This is a genomic window from Nocardioides sp. NPDC058538 (assembly GCF_042719275.1).
GTDB lineage: Bacteria > Actinomycetota > Actinomycetes > Propionibacteriales > Nocardioidaceae > Nocardioides.
This window is the reverse complement of the sequence record NZ_JBHXNY010000005.1, coordinates 24,890-43,980: the sequence shown is the minus strand read 5'-3', so window position 1 is coordinate 43,980 and position 19,091 is coordinate 24,890. Positions and strand designations below refer to the sequence as shown.

Below are 19,091 nucleotides of genomic sequence, written 5' to 3'. Positions count from 1 at the left end.
CGCACGGGACAACTGTAGACGGCAGCGCCGTTGCTCCGCGCACTGACGCTGCATGCCGGTCGAAACCCGGACCGGTGGTTCAGGCGGCCGGATCGTGGTCGAGGAGCACGTTGCACTGGAGACCGCCGGATGACCATCCGGCTATCCCGTCACCGCGCCGGGGTTGAGAATGCCGGCGGGGTCGAAGACAGCCCGCAGCTGGCGCTGTAGGTCCCAGCTGCGCTTGCCGACCTCCTCGCGCAGCCAAGCAGACTTGAGCCGACCTACGCCGTGTTCGCCGGTGATGGTGCCGCCGAGCGTCAGGCCCAACTGCATCACCTGGCCGAACGCGAGCTCGGCTCGGCGGACGGCGTCGGGGTCAGCGCGGTCGAAGACGACGGTGGGGTGCATGTTCCCGTCGCCGACGTGGCCGGGGCAGGCGATGAGGACCTCGTGCTCGGACGCGATCTCGTGCAGTCCCTCGAGCAGGTCGCCGAGTCGAGAGCGCGGGACGGCGATGTCGTCGATCAAAGTGGCGCCGAGCCGCTCGAGAGCCGCGTTCACGGAGCGCCGGGCAGCCAGCAGCAGCTCGCCCTCCTCGGCGTTCTCGGCAACTGCCACGTCGCGGGCACCATGGTTTCGGCAGATCTCGGCGATCCGGGCGACGTCATCGGCCGCCCCGCCGCCGCGGTCGGACTGCGCCACCAGCATGGCGCCGAGGTCGGGCTCGAACCCGAAGTCGCGCAGGTCCTGGATCGCCCGGAGTGTGACCTGGTCGATCAGTTCCAGCAACGAGGGTCGCAGGCCGGCGGCCATCACCTCCGCGGCTGCTGCCAGCGCGCCGGCGGCAGCCGGGAAGGTAGCGGCGGCGGTGAGCACCGGCTCGGGGGCGGGACGCAGACCGAGCGTGACCTCGGTGATGACCCCCAGGGTGCCTTCGGATCCCACGAGCAGTCTGGTGAGGTCGTATCCGGCAACGCCCTTGACCGTGCGCCGACCGGTGCGGATGACCTCCCCATCGGCGAGAACCACCTCGAGCCCGCGCACGAAGTCACCGGTGACGCCGTACTTGACGCAGCACAGGCCACCGGCGTTGGTGGCGACGTTGCCACCGATGGTCGAGGACTCCCATGACGACGGATCCGGCGGGTAGAAGAGTCCGGCCTCCGCGACGGCGCGCGACAGGGCAGCGTTGGTGACGCCGGGCTGCGCCACGGCGACCTGGTCGATCACGTCGACCTCGAGCACGGCGTCCATCCGGGCCAGCGAGAGCAGGAGTGCCCCATCGACGGCGTTGGCGGCACCGGACAGACCGGTGCGCGCGCCTTGCGGCACGACCGGGATCCGGTGTGCCGAGGCGATGCGGAGCACCGCGGAGACCTCGGCAGCAGTCCGTGGCCGCACCAGCGCGGCTGGGACGCCGGCCGGGCAGAACGACGCCATGTCGTGACGGTGGCCGTCGAGGATGTCGGGGTCGGTGACCGGTGCCTCGGTGAGCGCCCGGGTGAGCTCGTCGAGCACGGTGTGGTCGAGACCGGACATGGCGGTCATCGCAGTCCCTCGGCTTCCATCAGACGCAGCACGAGCGCGGCGCGGTGTACCCGTTCACGGCCGAGCGCGATCGCGGTCGCCTCGTGGTGCCGGCCGGTGGGGTAGATGTTGGGGGCGTTGCGTACCCCGAGCTTGACGAAGACCGGAGCGCAGTGGCGCACGAGGTCGGGCACCTCGTAGAAGCGGACGCTGCCACCTTGGTCGTCGGGCACCTCGACGTAGACGTCGATCGGTGACGTCACCGCCGCGCGGATCTCGGCCAGGGTGGCGAGTTCGAGATCGGTCGAGACGTTGAGGCTGTTGGCACCCATCTGCTCATAGACGACAGCCGTGGGGGCGTTGGTCAGTGGCATCAGGACCGAGGTCTTGAGCACCAGATCCTCGGGCAGGGCACCTGCCCGCTTCATCCTGCCCAGCAGGGCCAGAACGCCGAGGTCGCCGACCAGCAAGCTTCGAACCCCGAGACGTACGGCGCGCTGCGCATCCGCGACGCAGGCCGTCACCTCCGCCCCGCCGCGCGCGGTCCCGCCGACCGCAGCAGACACCTTGGCCTGGCCGCCGGTGCCCCAGGCGCCGCGGGGGCCGAGGAACAGGCAGACCTCGATGTCCTCCTCTTCACCGAGGTCGACCATCTCGGTGATCTCGTCGTCAGTCAGCATCATGACTCCGCTGCCTTGGGACACCCGGTCGACCTTCACCCCCAGCTCGGCAGACTCGGCGACGACGGCGCGCATCACGGCAGGCCCCTCGCAGCTGGGGATCTCGATGCGGTACGCCGCTCCCTCGGGGAACCGAGCATGGGACACCGGCAGGTCCGGCCTCAGTGCGGGGTAACCGAGGCCCGACACCGCGCCGTGGGCGTGGGACAGGTCGCTGGGATGCTTCTGGTCAGTCACGGTTGTGGATCCTCCTGGGGTGGGAACTGGGTGAGGCAGAGCGTGTCGTCGACCAAGGGCTGAGCGGGTCCGACGACCTCGAGGTCGTCGGCGGCGGCGACCTCGTCGAGCAGGGCGGGCGACACCAGCAGCCGGCCCGGGGTCAGCGTGTCGCTGATCCGGGCGAGCCGGACCTCGGCCGGATCGCGACGTCCGCACATGGCGACGGCCGCGCGCAGCACGGCGTCGTCGTCGGCGAGCGTCATGGGAAACCGGGAGCGGCGCAGCCCTCCGGTGCCGGACGTGATCGAGTTGACGTACGTCGCCCGCACGTCGACCTGCTCGAGCAACCGCAGCGGAACGATGTCGGCGAGGCCGAGGCCGGCAGCGTTGCCGTGAGATGCGGACGTGAGGGAGTGGACCGTGACCACGGTGATCTGCGGCGAGTCGAGCTCCGGCACGCGCGGTACCCAGGTGCGACCGAGCACGTTGGTGTCCATGCCGGTGCCGGACTTGTCCTTGCCGGTCTCGTCGACGACGAGGACGTCGAGCTCGGTGAAGGGCAGTCGCCCCAGCAGCGCAGCCGCCCGCTCGAGCAGCCGCTTCTCACCGTCACCACCGATCTCCTCCGGCGGCACGAGCACGATCTCGGCGGTGCGCTCGGCGGAGTTCTCCACGATGCCGAGGCCACCGAGCAGATGACCGTGGCCGCGGATCACCTCGAAGGCGTCGAGGATCGCGTCTCCCAGCTGGGCCACCCCGCCGGCGTGGAGGGACGTGGCACCGCGATGGTTGCCGAGACCGATGGCCGCGATCTTCGCCAGCCCGCTCTCGGCGCGGCCCCGGAAGTCGGTGTGCGGCTTGATCCGGTTGATCAGGAGCACGCCGTCGGCCCCGGCCGCGACGGCGTCGTGGTGGACGGGGCTGCCGTCGGGCAGTCGGCCGATCTCGACGGTCTCCACGCCGGTGAGCACGGGGGCACCGACTCGAGCCTCCTCGATGCCGAGGTCGACCAGCACCTCCCGCTGCCCTTCGGCGGTGGCGCCGCCGTGGGAACCCATCGCCGTGACCACGAACGGCTCCGCCCCTGCCTCCCGTAACCAGGCCACCGCGGCGGTGATGACGTCGGCGATGTCGTGGATACCGCGGCTGCCCGCAGTCACGGCCACGCCCATTCGCGGCTTGATCCGGGAGCGCAGCGGCTCGAGGGCCTCCCGGACGGCGGCCGGGACGTCATCGACCTGCGTCTGCACGGGCACTCGTCGCTGAACGGGCACGACGTCGGGCAGGGCTACGTTCGGCCGCAGCCCGATCACCGCCGCGAACGCCCCGTGGGCCGGATGGTCACTCATGTCGACTCCTCGCTGCGCCGGCTCAGTGACTCTGCCGCGCGACGTCGTGGCCGCTACCGCCGACCAGGAAGTCGAGGTCGCAGCCGCGATCGGCCTGGGTGACGTGGTCGACGTAGAGCTGGGCCCAACCACGCTCGGCGCGGCGGACACGCGCCTGATCGCCGGTGGTCGCCGCCTCCCACTCAGCCCTCCGCCGGGAGAGCTCGGTCTCGTCCACCTCGAGCTCCAGCGAGCGGCCCGGCACATCGAGGGCGATCCAGTCGCCGCTGCGCACCAGCGCCAGCGGGCCTCCGACGGCTGCCTCGGGAGCGACGTGCAGCACCACCGTGCCGTACGCCGTACCGCTCATCCGGGCGTCGGAGATCCGGACCATGTCGTCGACGCCCTGCTCGGCCAGCTTCTGCGGGATCGTCAGGTTGCCGACCTCCGGCATCCCCGGGTAACCACGCGGACCGGAGTTCTGCAGCACCAGCACGGTGTCGGCGTCGACATCGAGGTCGGGATCGGTCACGGCCGCGTCGTACTCCTCGATGCTGGCGAAGACCAGCGCCCGGCCGCGGTGGCGCAGCAATCGCTCGGTGGCGGCCGACTGCTTGATCACGGCCCCGTCGGGAGCGAGGTTGCCGCGTAGCACGGCTGTACCGGCGCCGAAGCCCATCGGGTTCGCGAAGGGCCTGATCACGTCGGTGTTCTCAGTGACGCGCGCGCCGGCGATGTTCTCCCCCATGGTGCGTCCGGTGACGGTGATGGCGTCCTTGTCGAGCAGCTCACTGATCAGGTTCATCACCGCGGGCACTCCGCCGGCATAGAAGAAGTCCTCCATCAGGTAACGGCCCGATGGCTGCAGGTCGACGAGCCACGGCACGTCGCGACCCCACCGGTCGAGATCGTCGAGCGTGACGTCGACGCCGACCCGCCCGGCGATGGCCAGCAGGTGGATCACGGCGTTGGTCGAGCCGCCGATCGCGGCGTTGACGCGAGCGGCGTTGGCGAAGGCCTCGGGGGTGAGGATGTGGCTGGGCCGCAGGTCCTCGTGGACCATCTCGACGATGCGTTGCCCGGCCCTCTGGGCGATCGCGAAGCGGCGGGAGTCGACGGCGGGGACGGCCGCCGACCCTGTCAGCTGGAGGCCGAGCGCCTCGGTGATGCTGGCCATCGTGGAGGCGGTACCCATGGTCATGCAATGACCGCGCGAGCGTGACATCCCCTTCTCGGCCTCGAGGTAGTCAGCGGGCGACATCCGGCCGGCGTTGACGTCCTGCGTGAACTGCCACACCGCCGTGCCGGACCCGATGTCGCAACCGCGGAACTTGCCGTTGAGCATCGGACCACCGGTGACCACGAGCGCCGGCAGATCTACGCTGGCCGCGCCCATCACCGCCGCTGGCGTGGTCTTGTCGCAGCCGGTGAGAAGCACTGTGCCATCGACCGGGTTGCCGCGCAGGGACTCCTCGACGTCCATGCTCATCAGATTGCGGAACAGCATCGCGGTGGGACGCAACATGGTCTCGCCCAGCGACATCACGGGGAACTCGAGCGGAAAGCCACCGGCCTGCCAAACGCCCCGCTTGACCGCCTCGGCGAGCTCGCGCAGGTGCGCGTTGCAGGGAGTCAGCTCCGACCAGGTGTTGCAGATGCCGATGACCGGTCGTCCGTCGAAGACCTCGTCGGTGAACCCCTGGTTCCGCATCCACGAGCGGTGCAAGAACCCCTGCCGCCCCTCCTCGCCGAACCAGTGCTCGTGGCTGCGTCGACCCTTCGGCGGCGGCCCGACCGCAGCAGCCTTCGGTTTGTTGCCATCGGCGTCGAACATCTCGGTCATGAGGTGGTCACCACGCCGTCGACGCGGCGCTCGAGACCGAGCGGGTTGCCGTCGCGCAGCTCCGGGGGCAGCGCGGCCTGCGGGGTGTCCTGATAGCAGACCGGCCGCTGGAAGCGGCGCGCTGCGGTCACGCCGACGCTGGTGTGCGCGGGGCCGACGGTGCTCGGGAACGGACCCCCGTGCTGCATCGCCCATGAGACCGCGACACCCGTGGGCCAGCCGTTCCACACCAGCCGGCCGGATCGGGCGGCCAAGGAGGTCACCACCTCGCCGAGCCGCTCGACCTCGTCGTCTTCTGCGTGCAAGGTGGAGGTCAGCGACCCCTCGATGCGGTCGAGGGCCTCGAGCAGCTCGCTCGTGCCGTCGTACTCCACGACGACGGAGACGGGACCGAAGCACTCCTCGGCGAGGATGCTCGCCTCGGCGAGGAAGGTCGCGACGTCGGTGCGAAGCAACGTGGGCCGCGGATCGACAGCATCCCCGTCCCCTTCGGCGAGCACGTCGACGCCGGCGACCTTGCGAAGCCGCTCGACGCCGGAGTCGAAGGCGCCCCGGATGCCGTCGTGGAGCATCGGTCCGGTGCCGGCACCGGTCGCCTCTGCGAGCGCATCCTCGAGCCCGTGGCCGACCGGCAGGAACAGCAGCCCCGGCTTGGTGCAGAACTGGCCGACACCCAGGGTGAAGGAGTTGATGAAGCCCGTGACCAGGTCTGCCCCGCGGACCGCCGCGGCAGCGCTGGTCACCACCGCTGGGTTGATGCTGCCGAGCTCACCGTGGAAGGGAATCGGGTCCGGGCGGGAGGCTGCGATCTCGTGGAGGGCGGTGCCACCGGCGACCGAGCCGGTGAAGCTGGCTGCCCGGATCCGTCGGTCCTGCAGTGCGGTGACCCCGTCGTCGACGCCCTCGACGAGTCCGAGGACGCCCTCGGGTGCGCCGGCACCGACGAGTCCGTCGCGCAGCACCCGGGCGGTGTCGCGGGAGGTCTGCGGATGGCCGGGATGGGCCTTGACGACCATCGGGCAGCCGGCCGCGAGCGCCGAGGCGGTGTCGCCGCCCCCGACGCTGAACGCGAAGGGGAAGTTGCTGGCCGCGAATACGAGGACCGGACCGACCGGCACCAACATCCGGCGCAGGTCGGGACGCGGGACAGGGGATGCGTCGGGTTCAGCACCGTCGAGCACGAGACCCGAGACGCCGCCGCGCTCGACGGCGGCCGCGAACATCCGCAGCTGGCCGCTGGTGCGTCCCACCTCACCGGTGAGGCGCGGTCGCGGCAGATGGGACTCCTCCATCGCAACCGGGACCAGGTCGTCGAGGGCGGCGTCAAGGGCGTCCGCCGCGGCACGCAACCAGCTCGCACGTTGGGCGGGGGGGGCTGGCGGCCATCGCCGCCGCGGCAGCCTCCGCTGCAGCGAGGACGTCGTCGAGGTCCTGGGTGGGGGCAGTGGTCGTCATCGTGCCTCCTGGAGGAAACCAAGGGTGGGTCGGGTCTGGGGGGTCTCCGCGAGGCACTCGAAGGCCTCCCGGCCGACGCGGACGGTGTTGCGGAGCTGGCCGACGTGCTCGATGTCAATGGTGACGACGTCTCCGGCGAGCAGGGCGAAGTCGAGCTCGGGGACGATGCCGGTCCCGGTGGCGAGCACCACCCCGTCGGGGAAGTCGTGGGCACGGCAGAGGTAGGACACCAGGTCCTCGAGCCGACGGGCCAGGTGCGAGGTCGACGTGGAACCACCGAACACGGTGGTTCCGTCCCGGCTGACGTCGATCGTGATCGTCAGGTCGTGGAGATCGGAGACCTCCCAGGCCGGCCGCACGGCGGCCGCGACCGCACACCCGCCGGAGAAGATCTTCGCCTGCGGGATGTAGATCGGGTTCTCGCCCTCGATCGATCGGGAGGATACGTCGTCACAGATGCCCAGCCCGACGATCTCGCCGTGGCGGTTGACCACCAGGGCCAGCTCCGGTTCGGGCACGTCGTGGCCGGAATCCTCTCGAATTCCGATCGGCTCGTCGTCGGTCACGACCCGCCACGCGGGCGACTTGGGGAACAGTTCGGGGCGCTCCGCGGCGTACACACGATCGTAGACGGAGGCTTCGACGCTCTCCTCCGCACGCGCACCGCGGGAGCGCTCGTAGGTGACGCCGGCGCACCACACCTCGCCGCGCCCGTCCAGCGGGGGCAGCAGCGCCACCGTGTCGGGGTCCTCGGGCTCACCCAGCCCACCGGGCCGGGTCACGGCTTCGCGAAGCTGGTCGCGGGTCAGGGTGAGAAGGTCTGCCATGGTGGCGTGGTCGGTGAGCGGGCGAAGCACGCCGTCGTCGTCACGGACGCCGACGCGGTTCGCGCCAGCGGCCGTCGCGTAGCGGAGCAGGTGCATGGTGGAGGTCGTTCCTCTCGTCGTGGTGGTGGTGCGCGGATCGGTGCGGATAGGGACTACATCGAGGTGCCCAGGAGCCCACGGGTGACCTGGAAACCGACGTCGCCGCGGGCCGCAGCGGCGGGGACGCGCTCGCGGGACGCGACCTGGCGCAACAGCACCACCACGTCGTACGCCGCAGCGCTGGCCGGTCCGGTCAGCACGTTGTCGAGGTCAGGGCCGAAGGTCTCGCCGGTCGCCGGGTCGGTCGTGACCTGGACCAGCGGCACCAGCCGCGGAGCGGTGAGGCTGCCACCGACGGCGTGGGCCAGCAGCAGCTGCGCCCCACCTGAGGCCAGACCGGTAGCCACCTCGAGCCAGTCCGAGCCTGGCATCCGCATCACGTGCCAGCCCGGCACTGCCGCCCGCTGTCCGTGTGCGAGCGTCGGGGCGACCTGCGCGTCGCTGCCGAACACGAGGCGACGGAACTCTGGGTCGCGAACCAGGCTGCCACGGTCTCCGAGCAACACCGACCCGCCCGCAGCGACCACCCACCCGCCGACGGTGGCCAGCAGCTCCCGGGCGACCGGCGTGAGGTCACCGAATGCCTCGAGGCCGAGGCTCAGGCCGCCGAGGTCGGCACAGACCGCGTCGGGCGGGTCGAGGTGGGCAGCGGCAGAACGGGCCCAGGTACGCACCCGCTCCCCCACCGCCTCCAAGCCCCCGTCGCGCTGGATGCTCGCCCAGCCGAAGCTGTCGGGGTCGGCACCCGCGCTCAGCAGGCGGTGACGGAAGTAGTCGTTGTGGGTCTTCTCGCAGCCGTGCTCGAGCAGGAGCCCGAGCCGTACGTGCGAATGCGTGAGGTGGCCGAGCATCGTGCGCACGAAGGTCTCCTCCGCCGCGCCGCTGGTCACGCCGCATCCCTCGGTGTGAGGCAGTGCGACAACCCGGTCGACGGTGTTGCCGAACCAGCCCTCGTCTTCGGCCTGCCGGGCGAGCCGGACGGCGATCTGTCCCGAGCACAGGCTCGTCGGGAGCAGTAGCGCCACCTGCTCCGGCACCCCGCCGGTCTCGGTGCCGTGCGCGGCGTACGACAGGTCCGGTGCTGCCGCCGAAGGTGCGACGGCCGGCAGTGGCAGCCCCTCGAGAAGGGCGTCGCGGTCATCCGCCGGGAAGTCCTCGAGCTCACGCGAGAGTCGGCCGTCGGGCGGCACCGCGACGCCCTCGCGGGGACCCGTCTGACGCCACTCGCGCCAGATCGAGACCTGGCTGTGGCCGGCTCGCTCGCCCGCTGAGGGCCTTCCGGAGGCAACCTCGACGAGGAGGTCGAGGTACTCGGAGGTGAGCTCCTCCATCGGGGTGCCGGTGAGGTAGCGACCGGCGTCGATGTCCATCTCGGAGGAGAGCAGCTCGTACCGCGCGGAGGTGGTCACCAGCTTGAGCGTCGGCACGAAAGGGAAGTTGGTGATGGAGCCGTTTCCGGTGGTGAAGAGGACCAGATTGCAGCCACTGGCAACCTGCCCCGCCACCGACTCGAGGTCGTTGCCCGGGCTGTCCATGAAGACGAAGCCGGTGCCCGGGATCGGCTCGCCGTAGTCGACGACGTGGTCCAGCCGCATCGCGCGGTCGCGCTTACGCGCGGCGCCGATCGACTTGAGCACGATGTTGTAGAGGCCGCGGTAGACGTTGCCACCTGACGGGTTGCCCTCGGCGGTCTGGCCGTGCCACCCGACCCGTTCCTTGAAGGACTCGACCTTGCGCAGAAATCGCCGTGCGGTCTCCTCGTCGCGCACGTTCTCCAGCACGAAGCCCTCGGCACCGATGAGCTCATCGGTCTCCGCCAGCACCGCAGTGCCGCCCCGGGCCACGACTTCTCGGCCGAGCGCGCCGGCGAGGGGGTTCGCCGAGATCCCGGAGAAGGCGTCGGAGCCACCGCACTGCAGAGCCACGCTCAGCTCGGAGAGTGGAGCGGGCTCGCGACGGACCTCGGAGATCTGGGGGATCCAGCCCCGGAGAACGTCGGTGGCCCGGTCCAGGTCGGCGGCGAAGGCGCCCTCACGTGTCAACCGTTGCCAGGGCACCACCGGGTCGCCGAGACCGAGCTCGTGGGCCTGGGCGCGGACCCGCTCGGCGTCGATGACCGACCCCGGCTCGTCGACCAGCAGCACGGCCCCGACGTTGGGGTGGACGAGGAAGCCGGCCAACACCGAGAGCACCATCGACACGTTGTTGGGGGTGACGTCCTCACCAGCCTCGGTGTGGGCGACCGGTACGACCCCGTCGAAGGTGTCGCTGCGCTCACCCTCGAAGCGGCGCGCGAGCTCGGTGACGAACGATGAACCGCGCGAGGTCACCGCGACGACCACGACGTGGTTGCGGGTGCCCCAGCCCCCGGAGGCGCGCCGGTAGCCCTGGAACGTACGCCGGTCGTCACTGACGGCCTGCGCACCGAACCGCAGCTCGGCGGGGTCGAGCACGAAGGGGTCCATCGCGACGTTGCGTGCGGTCGGCTCGGTCGGGAGTCCCTGCACGTCACGCTGCCGCAGCGCCGCGAGGGTGCTCGCGGTGCAGACATAGTCCCCGGTCAGCAGGTCCTGCTCGGCGATGGCGAAAGGGGTGCCCCACGACAGCAGCGGTGCACCGCTCCTGACCGGCTCGACGACCAGCCGGTGCCCCTCGAGGACCGTGTGGGGCAACCGCTGGACTCGCCCGTCGGGAAGCCGCACCGGGGTGCCCGACGCGAGTGTCCGCAGCGCCACGCCGACGTTGTCGCCCGGCTCAGGCAGCAGGACCAGGTCGGTGAGCCAGGGCTCACCCGTCGTTGTCGCGGTCGTCACGGTTCTCCGTCCTCGGCTGCGTCCAGCAGCCGCTCTATCTGTGCGCAGGTGCGCAGGCTGCGGCGGCGCAGCGCCAAGGCAGCGACGCCGAGGAGGGCTACGACCGTGGCGAGCGCCGGGGCTCCTGCCAGCAAGGAGCCGGCGACGGCAAGCGCGAGGACGGTCAGTGCCGTCCAGGTACGGCTGGCCCGCCGATGCGCCTCGAGCGACTTCAGCAGCACCGCCGCATCGGGCGGCGTGGTCGGGCCGGACACGGACACGGGCACCGCCGACGGCGCTCGACGGCGCTCCAAGAACCAGGCGGCGACCTCGGTCGCGGCGCCACCGGCGAACACGAGCGTCCACCACCAGTCGCCTTGACCGGCGCGCAGGAGCGCGACGATTGCGAGCCCAGCGGCCAGGATGCCGTGCCGGACTCGAGGCCGCGGACGGGGGGCTACCGCCGGCAACTGGTCGGTCCTCTCCACGGACATGCCGGTCGTCACGGTCGTGATTCGAGGAGACCCGCGAAGTCGGCCAGCGCGATGGTGCCTGCGACCGCAAGGAACACCGAGCCGAGCGTGACGAGCGTGGTCAGCAGGCCGCTCATCCGGAACTCGGCCGGCATGATGCGTCGGTCGACGTACAGCAGCCCGAAACCGTAGATGCCGGAGGCGATGATGCCGCCCACGATCGAGGCCGGGGTGATGAGGGAGACGAAGTTTGCGCCGGTGAGGAGCATCGCGCTCGCTCCCACCAAGGTCCAGCCGTAGACCCAAGGCCGCATTGAGCGCTGACCGGCCTCGCGGACCTTCTCGCTGAGGGCGCCCAGGCTTTCGTACGCGGTCCAGGTGTAGGCCTCCCACATGGCGTAGACCGTGCCGAAGAGGACCATCACGATCGCGATCACATAGAAGTACTCGAAGATCGGCGCGACGGTTCCGAAGAAGGCGCTCTGGTAGCTCAGTACGTCGTTGCCGTCGGGCACGACCTCGTCGGCGGCGAGAATGGTCGCGCCGTTGATGATGAAGGCGACGCCGATGATGGAGAGAGCGATGAACGCCGCGCAGAGGTCGATCATCGGGGCTCGGCTCCAGGCTCGGGCACGCTCGCGGTTCTCGGTGCTGGTCGACAGGGGGACGACCGAGCGCGGCTCGCAGGCTGCGTAGTAGTCGGAGATGGCATCGATGTCGCGGTGGCCGAGCATGCCCCAGCGCTTCTCGCGCATCATGCCCGTGTAGCCGATGTAGTCGTACATGCCGCCGCCGATGCCGCCGAGGAAGACGGCGAGCTCGATGTACACCGAGCGTTCAGCGATCTCGGGGTAGGCCGAGGCAACGAATCCTTGGTACTCCAGTCCGCCGGGGACGAAGCCGCCGAGCACACCGAGCCAGTCGGGCTGAGCGACGAAGACCGCGACCACCACCAGGAGCGTCATGCCACCGGCGATGACCACTTGGATCCGCTCCATCAGTGCGTAGCCGCCCAGGAACGAGACGAAGGCGGCGGTCACCAGCACCGCGAAGGCCAACGGCAGCGCGGGACCTGCCCCGAGCTGGGAGAGGTAGTCGCCCAGCGCCCGCGAGACGCCGCTGGACCAGCCCGGGAAAGAGAGGAAGCAGACCACTGCGAGCAGGGCCGCGAACCAGCCGCGAGGCCCGGGAAATACCCGGGCGAACCGGGTCATCGGGTGCTCGCCCGTCAGCACGATGTAGCGGTTGGACTGGTAGACGATCGCTCCCTTGGCGATCACCGCCGCGATCAGCGCCCACAGCACGGCGTACCCGAAGACAGCACCCTCGCGGGAGGCGAGGATCGACTCGCCGCTGCCGATCGTCAGCGAGGCGATGACTGCCCCGGGACCGAAGAACTTCAAGACGGTGGCGGGGGAAGGTCGACGGCCCATGAGGCCCTCGGGTGGGGGCGGGAGCGCAAGGTCTTGCTGCAACGCGGACCGTGGGGCGGGCCGTTGAGTGGTCATCGCTTCTCCGATTTTCATAGATCCTATAGGATTTGAGGTGATGGCTATCACAGTGGCGCACATCACCAGAAAAGATCAACCCCTCTCTCTCAACTTCTCGAACTCAGCCGCGGTTCGCGCCGCAGGAGACGACGTGGTACACAAACCCATGACCAGCACTCCCGGGCCGCCGGACCGGCTCGGCCGACGGCAGTCGGGCAGAACACCCGAGTCCTATCGGCTGCAGCCGCGGCGGGCGCTGGTGGACGATGTCTACGAGGCGGTCAAGGCGCTGGTCATGGACCAGGTCGTGGCGGCCGGAGAACGGATGTCGATCGATGGCCTGGCTCGTGATCTCGGGGTCTCCCCCACGCCCGTGCGCGAAGCACTGACCCGCCTGGAGTCGGAAGGACTGGCGACCAAGGAAGCGCTCAAGGGCTACCGCGCCGCACCGCTGCTGACCCGCGAGGAGTTCGACGATCTCTTCGCGTTCCGACGCCTCATCGAGCCGTGGGCCGCCGCACGTGCCGCCGAACGCATCGATGACGTCGGACGCGCGCTGCTGGCCGAGGAGCTCGGGTCAGCGTCGGCGCCAGCCGGCACCAGCTACGACGACTACCGCCGGCTCACCGAGCACGACCAGCGGTTCCACAGCCTGGTCGCCGAACTCTCCGGCAGCCCACAAGCACGCCGCGCCCTGGAACGCACACATGGCCATCTCCACATCTTCCGGCTCCACTTCGAGCGATCCACCGGCCACGAGACGCTCACCGAACACGCGGCCGTGGTCGAGGCGATCCGCTCCGGTGACCCCGCGGCCGCGGAAGCCGCGATGATCCACCACCTCGAAGCGGCCATGAACGAGCGGATCCGAACCATCTACGACACCGACGGCCCGGAGGGATAGGACTACCGATCGCCGTCCGGACGTGGCAGCGACCGCCCACCGACTGACCTTGGGAGGCGAACCCACGTCGCTGGCCCTGATTCGCAGTCAGGCAGGCTCCCGCCGGCAGAGGTCGGGCAGGGTCATACCGCGACATCGTGGTCGAGGAGTACGTTGCGCAGGATGAGCTCTGCTCGCGACAGTGGCGGGGGGTGCTGAGCCCAGGTATCCGGTGGTGGGCTGGTGTAGACGTGCCCCGTGGGGGTGGTGGTGATGATGCTGCCGTCGGGTCCAGGCCGGGCTCGCCAGCCGAGGGCTTCCTTGGCCTGGTTGCACCGCTCGCACAGACCCTGCAGGTTCTCGGCGCTGGTTTGGCCGCCGTCGGCGTGGCGTTCGACGTGGTCGATGTTGCGGATCGGGGCTTCACCCCGGCGGCGTCGCGGCCGGTGACGCGGTCGAGAAACACTCAAAGACCGGGTCGGCGGCGAACCCTGACCCGAAAAACAGTCGCCAACCGAGCCTTCCCCAGCATGAAGAGACCGCGTTGGTCTCGACACGCCTCCGCCCAGCGGCCCCGGCGGCTCGACCAACTGTGGCCCGACCCCGCGCCCCGCCCGCTGACGAGTTGCCGTCGTCGATGACGTACGAGACGAAGAGGAGCTTGATCTCGCAGGTGAAGTCGACCTGGTCGAGGCCTGCTCGAAGCCGTGCTACCCATCGCCGTCCGGACCAGGGCGCCATGACCGAGAAGTGTTGTTCAACGTCGGAATGAGAGCGGTTGGATGCGGTAGGTTGCCAATATGCTCATCATCGCGATCATCCTGTTCGGCATCGTGGCAGGCGGCGTGGCCCAGCTCATTCTCGGTCGTTCGATGAAGGAGATCGACTGGACCACCGCGGCGGTGACCGGCCTCCTGGGCTCCTTCATCGGCGGCCTGGGACTCAGCCTCGCGACCGGCAACGGCCTCGATCTCCACCCGACCGGGTTGATCGGGTCGATCCTGGGAGCCCTGCTCCTCACGTGGGCGTGGGGGTTCTGGCGCCGGTCGCGTCAAGGCCAGTGATCATCGGCTCGTCCTAGCTGCACGCCCACCCCACCCGCTACGGGTGATGCCGCCGTGCCATGACCGTTCGAGAGTGGAACCTCAACCACCAAGGAGCGGATGTCATGGCAGACGAGACCACCAACCCCGACGTCGAGGTGAACGCGGCCTCCGTGTCCGACGGCGCCTACACCCTCATCATCGCGGACTTCAGTGACACGGACATGGCGTGGGATGCGTACGAGGCCCTCAAGTCGGCCGAGAACGGCCGCAGCGTCGAGATCGAGGGCGTCATCGTGGTCAGGCGCTCGGCCGAGGGCAAGCTGGAGATCCAGAAGGCGACCGACCACAGCACGAAGTCAGGACTCAAGTGGGGCGTCGTCGGCGGCGTCGCGCTCGGCGTGATCTTCCCGCCCTCGATCCTCGGCAGCGCCGCTGTGGCCGGCGGGGCCGGAGCCCTCGTCGGAAAGCTACGGCAGCGCCACCACAACCACGAGCTCGAGCAGAAGCTCGAGAATGCGATCACACCAGGACACTCCGGCCTGCTCGCCCTGGTTTCCGACCCCGGCGAGATCAAGATCCGCAAGGCCCTCGAGCGGGCGGAGACCATCGTCGAGTCCACCCTCGAGAAGGTCGAGGCGGATGACATCAAGGCCGCCGCCAAGGAAGTCCAGGGCGGCCACGCCTGAGCCCTGACGGCGAGCGTCCGCACCTCGAACAGGCTCAGGTGACGTCGCGACGCAGGGATACGGCAGCGGCCAGCGCCGAGGAGGCCAGGGCGTAGCCGAGGAGCACCAGCGCGCCTGTCAACGGTGCCTGGACGACGGGGCCGCTCACGCCCGCCTCGGCGGCGATCATCTCCAACAGCGCGGTCGACCCGGTGAGCGCGGCGGTGGCTCCACCGGGAAGGAAGGGATAGGCGATGTTGACTCCAGGGAGAATCATCATCAGGTTCTCCATGAAGTAGAAGTAGCCCAGCGTGATCCCGATCGCGAGAAGCTGGTGCCGCGCGACGGCTCCGATGCCGACGCCCAGCAGCATGTAGATGACTGCGGCCGCGCCGTACCTCGCCGTGGTGCCGAGAATGGCGTCGAGCCCGAGCCCCGGCTCGATCCCGTGCGCGGAGGTCCCTGCATGGATCCCGGCGACCGCGGACAGCGTCAGGACCACTCCGTACGCCAGACCAAGACCCCCGTAGGCGATCAGCTTGGCCACCAGCACCCGACCGCGATTCGGCACCGCGAGGAAGGTGGTGGCTACGGTCCGATGCCGGTATTCGCCCGTGATCGCCACAGTGCCGATCAGCGCAGGCACGAAGAGGGCGACGCCAAGGAGACTCAAGACTCCGGACACGCCTGCGGCAGTGTCCAACCCAGGCATCGGCGGAGTGGCGTTCTCCGGCCCGGTCAGGGCCACAAGACCTATGAGCAGGCCACCGCACGCCACCGCAGCCACCATCGTCCACAGGGGCAGCCGCGTCCTGGTCAGCCGCACGACCTCACCTCGGATCGCGTTCTTCAGCTGTCGCATGCCATCTCCTCCTCGATCATGCTCAGGTAGGCCTCCTCGAGTGAGGCGTGGTCACCGGTGAAGTCGCTCAAGGAACCGGACCAGAGCGTGCGGCCACCCTCGATGAGCACCAGATCGTCGATGACCTGCTGCAGCTCGGTGAGCACATGACTGGAAACCAGCACCGTCCCGCCGGCATCGGCGAAGGCTCGCACCAGACGTCGCAGCCAGACGATGCCCGAGGGATCCAGCCCGTTGGTCGGCTCATCGAGGATCAGCCCGGATGGCTTCCCCAACAGGGCCGTCGCCAACGCCAGCCGCTGGCGCATTCCGGTCGAGAAGCCGCGGACTCGTCGACGCGACGCGGAGCGCAGGCCGGTCTCCTCGAGCACTTGCTCGACCCGGTCGCCGGGCACACCGATCAGGGCGGCCTGAGTCTGCAGGTGCCCCCGAGCGGTCATCCCCGGATGGGCGCCGGCCAGGTCGCCGACGACACCCAGCACTCGGGGCGGACAGCTCAACGCGGTGTAGGGCACCTCATCGATCGTCGCCGTCCCCTGATCGGCACGGACAAGTCCGGTGAGGATGCGCAGGGTCGTGCTCTTGCCCGCGCCGTTCGGCCCGATGAAGCCGGTCACCCGTCCCGGTCGGGCGAGCAGATCGACCCGGGTCAGCGCCGGCACCGGCCCGAAGGACTTGGCCAGACCCTCGGCCTTCAGAGTCGGGCCGGACAGCACCCCACTCCCCACCGCTTCTACGCCCACGGCCGCGGCACCACTCATGGCCGAGCCAGAGCGTCGAGCTCCGACGCCAGCTCGGCGGCCTGCGGAGCGCTGACCAGCAGCTCGTCGAAGCCAGCACCGACCTCCCGGTCGCGCAACCGGATCCGCAGCAGAGGCAGCCCACGCGTCATCGAGACCAGCCTGCGGGTGCCATCTGGGTGTCGAAAGGTGCCCAGCTTGCGTAGACCGGAGATCACCAGGCCGGTACGCCAACCCAAGACCTCAGAGCTCCAGTCCGGCAGCACCTCCACCGAGTCGACGGCGCCGATGGCGACGGAGTAGCCCCCGCGGCCCGCCATCAGCCGCTCCCAGCCGGGAAAGGTGAGCGTCAGCAGGCCGTCTTGGACGTTGAGAGTGGTCATCTCATCTCCTAGAATATGATCAGATCAGGAACATTCTAAGAATGATAATAATGGGAGTCACATGCCGTCGCAAGGCAATATCTCCGAGGTCGTCGCGCACCCCGTACGACTGCGGGTTCTGCAGGCAGTGGGTGGTCGCGACCTGACCACCGCCCAGCTCCGGGAGCTGTTGACCGATGTCCCCCAGGCAACGCTGTACCGACATGTCGCCACCCTCGTCGAGGCCGGCCTCCTCGCCGTGGCGTCGGAGCGGCGGGTGCGGGGCACGACCGAGCGCACCTACACGCTGGGCGAGCGGATGGCTCACGTCGAGCAGGCCGAGCTGGCGACGCTCTCCGACGAGCAGATCCGAGCCGGCTTCCTCGCGTTCATCGGCGAGCTGCTCCGTACGTTCGAGGGTTCACTCGCCCTCGGCGAGGTCACCCGCAGCCACCTCGGGTTCGGCACCGGTGCGCTGTACGTCGACGAGGAGGACCTCGCCCGGATCCAGCAAGGGTTCAACGAGCTCATCGCCCCGTACGCCGGCGAGGCCGCCGGGAAGCAACGGGTGATGCTGTCTACCGCGCTCCTGCCCACCGAGTAGTGCGATATGTCCCAGTGACATCAGGCCTCAGCTGACGACCTTCAGGTCGCGCTCGGTGTTGTTCAGACGCCTGCCGCCCTCGACGGTGACCGTGACGATGTCCTCGATGCGGACCCCGAACTCCCCTGGGAGGTAGATCCCGGGCTCGACGGAGAAGCACATCCCAGGCACCAGCGACTGCTCCTCGCCCTCGATCATGTACGGCGGTTCGTGCGTCGTGGTGCCGATGCCGTGCCCGGTGCGGTGGATGAACCGCTCGCCGTACCCCGCGTCCGTGATCACCTCTCGAGCGGCGCGGTCGATCTCCTGGCAGGAAACGCCTGGGCGGACCGCTTCTACTCCTGCCTGCTGCGCCGCACGGACGACCTCGTGGACCTCGCGGACAAGAGCGGAAGGTTCGCCCACGCAGACCGTGCGGCTGGTGTCCGAGCCGTAGCCGTACATCAGGCCACCGAAGTCGAGGACGATCGCATCGCCGACCTCGATGGTGCGGGCGCCGGCCTCGTGGTGAGGGTTGGCGCCGTTGGGGCCCGAGCCGACCACCGTGAAGTCGACCTGCTCGTGCCCGAACTCCCGAAGCAGGCGGGCCAGGTCGGCGGCCACCTCCGTCTCCTTCCGGCCGGCGAACCGGACTCCGAGGATCTGCTCGTAGACCGCGTCCGCGGCGGCCCCAGCCGCAGCCAGCCGGGCGAGCTCCTTGGCATCCTTCACCGCTCGCAGCATGGGGAGGGCCTGCGTCAGCGACCGGTAGGAGGACTCGGGCAGCGCGTCCTGCAGTCCGAGCAGGTGCATCGCCCAGGCGGAGTCGGCGATTCCCATCGTCGCGTGGGCGGGGATCAAGGTGCTGGCGCGCGCGAACGGATCCTCGCCGTCCACCCAGTCGACGATCGAGAGGCCCGGTGCGCCCACGGCACTCTCGGCGTCCGGCCGCTCCAGGGTCGGCACCAGCAGCGTCGGCTGCTGGCCGGGAGCGAGCACGAGCACCGTCAACCTCTCGGTGATGGCCGTGGGCCGGTAGCCGGTGAGCCATACCAGGTCAGGACCGGGCGTCACGAGGAGCCCGTCCAGCCCCACCTCAGTCGCGTCGGCGACGGCACGGGCCATCCGGGCCGCATAGTCCTCGGTCGTGATCGGCACTGGTGACTGCGTCGTGGTCATCGTGTCCTCCTGGTACGGACCATAACCACAGGGACCCAGGCACGAATCATCCGTTG

The 19,091-nt window shown here is 69.7% G+C and carries 18 protein-coding genes; 4 read left to right on the top strand and 14 right to left on the bottom strand.

Annotated elements, in window-relative coordinates; genetic code table 11:
- Positions 1-141: 141 nt before the first annotated feature.
- The 9 genes from ACFWQC_RS06250 to ACFWQC_RS06210 form a co-directional block, all read right to left on the bottom strand.
- Entirely contained in the window at positions 142-1,530 is a 1,389-nt protein-coding gene (locus ACFWQC_RS06250; protein WP_378674625.1) for an FAD-binding oxidoreductase, read from the bottom strand.
- Positions 1,527-2,426, bottom strand: coding sequence for a U32 family peptidase (locus tag ACFWQC_RS06245; RefSeq protein ID WP_378674622.1), 900 nt, complete (start codon positions 2,424-2,426; stop codon positions 1,527-1,529). Before ACFWQC_RS06245 ends, ACFWQC_RS06250 begins: the two co-directional genes overlap by 4 nt.
- Positions 2,423-3,757 carry a DUF2088 domain-containing protein gene (locus ACFWQC_RS06240; RefSeq protein WP_378674619.1) on the bottom strand — a complete coding sequence of 445 codons (1,335 nt, stop codon included), beginning with the start codon at positions 3,755-3,757 and terminating at the stop codon, positions 2,423-2,425. Before ACFWQC_RS06240 ends, ACFWQC_RS06245 begins: the two co-directional genes overlap by 4 nt.
- Positions 3,758-3,779: 22 nt before the next feature.
- Positions 3,780-5,579 (bottom strand): IlvD/Edd family dehydratase, encoded by a 1,800-nt coding sequence (locus ACFWQC_RS06235; protein WP_378674616.1) that lies wholly within the window; start codon positions 5,577-5,579, stop codon positions 3,780-3,782.
- Positions 5,576-6,928 (bottom strand): aldehyde dehydrogenase (NADP(+)), encoded by a 1,353-nt coding sequence (locus ACFWQC_RS06230; protein ID WP_378674613.1) that lies wholly within the window; start codon positions 6,926-6,928, stop codon positions 5,576-5,578. Before ACFWQC_RS06230 ends, ACFWQC_RS06235 begins: the two co-directional genes overlap by 4 nt.
- A gap of 102 nt (positions 6,929-7,030) precedes the next feature.
- Positions 7,031-7,957, bottom strand: a complete 927-nt coding sequence (locus ACFWQC_RS06225) for a fumarylacetoacetate hydrolase family protein (RefSeq protein ID WP_378674610.1) — start codon at positions 7,955-7,957, stop codon at positions 7,031-7,033.
- Between the two features lie 56 nt (positions 7,958-8,013).
- Positions 8,014-10,773: a UxaA family hydrolase gene (locus ACFWQC_RS06220; protein ID WP_378674606.1), complete on the bottom strand. Its 2,760-nt coding sequence runs from the start codon at positions 10,771-10,773 to the stop codon at positions 8,014-8,016.
- Positions 10,770-11,246 carry a hypothetical protein gene (locus tag ACFWQC_RS06215; protein WP_378674603.1) on the bottom strand — a complete coding sequence of 159 codons (477 nt, stop codon included), beginning with the start codon at positions 11,244-11,246 and terminating at the stop codon, positions 10,770-10,772. Before ACFWQC_RS06215 ends, ACFWQC_RS06220 begins: the two co-directional genes overlap by 4 nt.
- Before the next feature lie 8 nt (positions 11,247-11,254).
- A complete protein-coding gene (locus tag ACFWQC_RS06210; protein WP_378674600.1) occupies positions 11,255-12,658 on the bottom strand; it encodes an Nramp family divalent metal transporter in 1,404 nt (467 codons plus the stop codon).
- Positions 12,659-12,881: 223 nt separating this feature from the next.
- Between ACFWQC_RS06210 and ACFWQC_RS06205 the strand changes: the two genes are divergently transcribed.
- Positions 12,882-13,619: a GntR family transcriptional regulator gene (locus ACFWQC_RS06205; RefSeq protein ID WP_378674597.1), complete on the top strand. Its 738-nt coding sequence runs from the start codon at positions 12,882-12,884 to the stop codon at positions 13,617-13,619.
- Between the two features lie 122 nt (positions 13,620-13,741).
- Here the strand turns inward: ACFWQC_RS06205 and ACFWQC_RS06200 are convergent, their stop codons facing one another.
- The gene (locus tag ACFWQC_RS06200; RefSeq protein WP_378674594.1) at positions 13,742-14,068 is read right to left on the bottom strand and encodes an HNH endonuclease; all 327 of its coding nucleotides are present in this window, start codon (positions 14,066-14,068) and stop codon (positions 13,742-13,744) included.
- Positions 14,069-14,398: 330 nt separating this feature from the next.
- Here ACFWQC_RS06200 and ACFWQC_RS06195 point away from each other — a divergent pair, with 330 nt between their 5' ends.
- Positions 14,399-14,662, top strand: coding sequence for a GlsB/YeaQ/YmgE family stress response membrane protein (locus ACFWQC_RS06195; RefSeq protein ID WP_378674591.1), 264 nt, complete (start codon positions 14,399-14,401; stop codon positions 14,660-14,662).
- A gap of 104 nt (positions 14,663-14,766) precedes the next feature.
- Positions 14,767-15,330: a DUF1269 domain-containing protein gene (locus ACFWQC_RS06190; protein ID WP_378674588.1), complete on the top strand. Its 564-nt coding sequence runs from the start codon at positions 14,767-14,769 to the stop codon at positions 15,328-15,330.
- A gap of 34 nt (positions 15,331-15,364) precedes the next feature.
- On the opposite strand, the gene ACFWQC_RS06185 is transcribed toward ACFWQC_RS06190, so the two are convergent.
- Genes ACFWQC_RS06185 through ACFWQC_RS06175 form a run of 3 tightly spaced genes read right to left on the bottom strand, consistent with a single transcriptional unit; the run spans position 15,365 to position 17,294 of the window.
- The gene (locus tag ACFWQC_RS06185) at positions 15,365-16,171 is read right to left on the bottom strand and encodes an ABC transporter permease (protein WP_378674585.1); all 807 of its coding nucleotides are present in this window, start codon (positions 16,169-16,171) and stop codon (positions 15,365-15,367) included.
- Positions 16,159-16,932: an ABC transporter ATP-binding protein gene (locus ACFWQC_RS06180; RefSeq protein ID WP_378674582.1), complete on the bottom strand. Its 774-nt coding sequence runs from the start codon at positions 16,930-16,932 to the stop codon at positions 16,159-16,161. The genes ACFWQC_RS06185 and ACFWQC_RS06180 overlap by 13 nt, the downstream gene beginning before the upstream one ends.
- Complete coding sequence (locus tag ACFWQC_RS06175; protein ID WP_378674579.1) at positions 16,929-17,294, bottom strand: hypothetical protein; 366 nt, start codon at positions 17,292-17,294, stop codon at positions 16,929-16,931. The genes ACFWQC_RS06180 and ACFWQC_RS06175 overlap by 4 nt, the downstream gene beginning before the upstream one ends.
- A 61-nt stretch (positions 17,295-17,355) precedes the next feature.
- On the opposite strand from ACFWQC_RS06175, the gene ACFWQC_RS06170 reads away from it, so the two are divergent.
- Positions 17,356-17,877 carry a helix-turn-helix domain-containing protein gene (locus ACFWQC_RS06170; protein ID WP_378674576.1) on the top strand — a complete coding sequence of 174 codons (522 nt, stop codon included), beginning with the start codon at positions 17,356-17,358 and terminating at the stop codon, positions 17,875-17,877.
- A 27-nt stretch (positions 17,878-17,904) separates the two neighbouring features.
- Here ACFWQC_RS06170 and ACFWQC_RS06165 read toward each other — a convergent pair whose 3' ends face one another.
- Positions 17,905-19,035 carry an aminopeptidase P family protein gene (locus tag ACFWQC_RS06165; RefSeq protein WP_378674573.1) on the bottom strand — a complete coding sequence of 377 codons (1,131 nt, stop codon included), beginning with the start codon at positions 19,033-19,035 and terminating at the stop codon, positions 17,905-17,907.
- Between the last annotated feature and the right edge of the window lie 56 nt (positions 19,036-19,091).

Excerpts from the sequence above, each read along its gene's own strand:
- ACFWQC_RS06205 (WP_378674597.1), top strand. The coding sequence starts at position 12,882 with ATGACCAGCACTCCCGGGCCGCCGGACCGGCTCGGCCGACGGCAGTCG.
- ACFWQC_RS06195 (WP_378674591.1), top strand. The coding sequence starts at position 14,399 with ATGCTCATCATCGCGATCATCCTGTTCGGCATCGTGGCAGGCGGCGTG.
- ACFWQC_RS06250 (WP_378674625.1), bottom strand. The coding sequence starts at position 1,530 with ATGACCGCCATGTCCGGTCTCGACCACACCGTGCTCGACGAGCTCACC.
- ACFWQC_RS06185 (WP_378674585.1), bottom strand. The coding sequence starts at position 16,171 with ATGCGACAGCTGAAGAACGCGATCCGAGGTGAGGTCGTGCGGCTGACC.
- ACFWQC_RS06180 (WP_378674582.1), bottom strand. The coding sequence starts at position 16,932 with ATGAGTGGTGCCGCGGCCGTGGGCGTAGAAGCGGTGGGGAGTGGGGTG.
- ACFWQC_RS06240 (WP_378674619.1), bottom strand. The coding sequence starts at position 3,757 with ATGAGTGACCATCCGGCCCACGGGGCGTTCGCGGCGGTGATCGGGCTG.
- ACFWQC_RS06225 (WP_378674610.1), bottom strand. The coding sequence starts at position 7,957 with ATGCACCTGCTCCGCTACGCGACGGCCGCTGGCGCGAACCGCGTCGGC.
- ACFWQC_RS06175 (WP_378674579.1), bottom strand. The coding sequence starts at position 17,294 with ATGACCACTCTCAACGTCCAAGACGGCCTGCTGACGCTCACCTTTCCC.
- ACFWQC_RS06165 (WP_378674573.1), bottom strand. The coding sequence starts at position 19,035 with ATGACCACGACGCAGTCACCAGTGCCGATCACGACCGAGGACTATGCG.
- ACFWQC_RS06235 (WP_378674616.1), bottom strand. The coding sequence starts at position 5,579 with ATGACCGAGATGTTCGACGCCGATGGCAACAAACCGAAGGCTGCTGCG.
- ACFWQC_RS06190 (WP_378674588.1), top strand. The coding sequence starts at position 14,767 with ATGGCAGACGAGACCACCAACCCCGACGTCGAGGTGAACGCGGCCTCC.
- ACFWQC_RS06170 (WP_378674576.1), top strand. The coding sequence starts at position 17,356 with ATGCCGTCGCAAGGCAATATCTCCGAGGTCGTCGCGCACCCCGTACGA.
- ACFWQC_RS06215 (WP_378674603.1), bottom strand. The coding sequence starts at position 11,246 with ATGTCCGTGGAGAGGACCGACCAGTTGCCGGCGGTAGCCCCCCGTCCG.
- ACFWQC_RS06210 (WP_378674600.1), bottom strand. The coding sequence starts at position 12,658 with ATGGGCCGTCGACCTTCCCCCGCCACCGTCTTGAAGTTCTTCGGTCCC.